Origin of the sequence: Desulfovirgula thermocuniculi DSM 16036 (assembly GCF_000429345.1) — a bacterium.
In the GTDB taxonomy this organism is placed as follows: Bacteria; Bacillota; Desulfotomaculia; order Desulfotomaculales; family Desulfovirgulaceae; genus Desulfovirgula; species Desulfovirgula thermocuniculi.
In genome coordinates, this window is the sequence record NZ_KE386892.1 from 8,627 (window position 1) to 9,711 (window position 1,085).

Below are 1,085 nucleotides of genomic sequence, written 5' to 3' on the forward strand. Positions count from 1 at the left end.
CGAGCATCTTCAGCCACTCGTACTGCGCCCGGTTGGTGTCCTGGTACTCGTCCACCAGCACCCACTTCCACCTGCGGCGCCACTTCTCCAGGACTTCGGGGCGCTCCCTGAAGAGCCGCACGGCCTCGAACAGCAGGTCGTCGAAGTCCAGGCCGTTGGCCTCCCGTAGCAACTCCTGGTAGGCCAAGTACACCCGGTGTGCCAGGCGCGTACCGCACGACAAGACGTCTTCCTTGCGGTAGGAGAGCAAGTCGCTTCCGGAAAAGTCCCGCGCCCAGGCGGGGAACTCCGCGGGATCGACCAGGCAGTTCTTGGCGAAGCTGACGGCCTTCCCCGCAGATTCGGCCTCGCCCGAGCTGAGGTCGAGGCGCTCGGCCACCCGCTTCAGGAGCACCTCCCGGTCCTCCTCGTCGACCACCGAGAAATTCCGGAGGCCGACCCTCCAGCCGTCCTCCCGGAGCACGCGCAGGCAGGCGGAATGGAACGTGCCCGCCCAGACCCTGCCCGCCGCTTCCGGCCCGAGCAACCCGGCCAGGCGCTCCTTTATTTCCTCCGCCGCCTTGCGGGTGAAGGTCACGGCCAGCACCCTCTCGGGTGCGGCCAGGCCGGAGGCCACCAGCCAGGCCACCCTGTGGGTGAGCACGCGGGTCTTGCCGCTGCCCGGTCCGGCAAGCACCAGGAGCGGCCCGCGGCCGTGGGTGACGGCTTTCTTCTGGGCGTCGTTCAACCCGTGCAAAACGTTGACCATCGGGACCTAAACCTCCATATGATGGTGTTGGAAACAAAAATTTCCCTCCGATAGCCAAGAAAAAGGCATAGGAGTTAAGACTTGGTTCTTAGGGAGTTAAATAAAGGTATGTGTTACATAATATACCCTTATTACCAAAAAGGGAGTGGGAACGTTTTAACCCTTGATACATCTGTATTTCTAAAAATAAAAAATACTTTAGTGGGAACAGTGGGAACACTGGTGGGAACGCCTCAGGCCTTGATACGTCTGCATTTCAGGGTTGTTCCCACTGTTCCCACCAAAAAACACATATATATGTGATCGCGCGCGAAAATATATTTTGGCAGAATTCCTA

At 59.4% G+C, this 1,085-nt stretch carries 1 protein-coding gene; it reads right to left on the reverse strand.

Features of this window, described 5'->3' with window-relative positions; genetic code table 11:
- On the reverse strand, nt 1–748 hold a 748-nt coding region (locus G454_RS20135; RefSeq protein WP_035108269.1), incomplete at its 3' end, for an ATP-dependent helicase.
- Nucleotides 749–1,085: the final 337 nt, after the last annotated feature.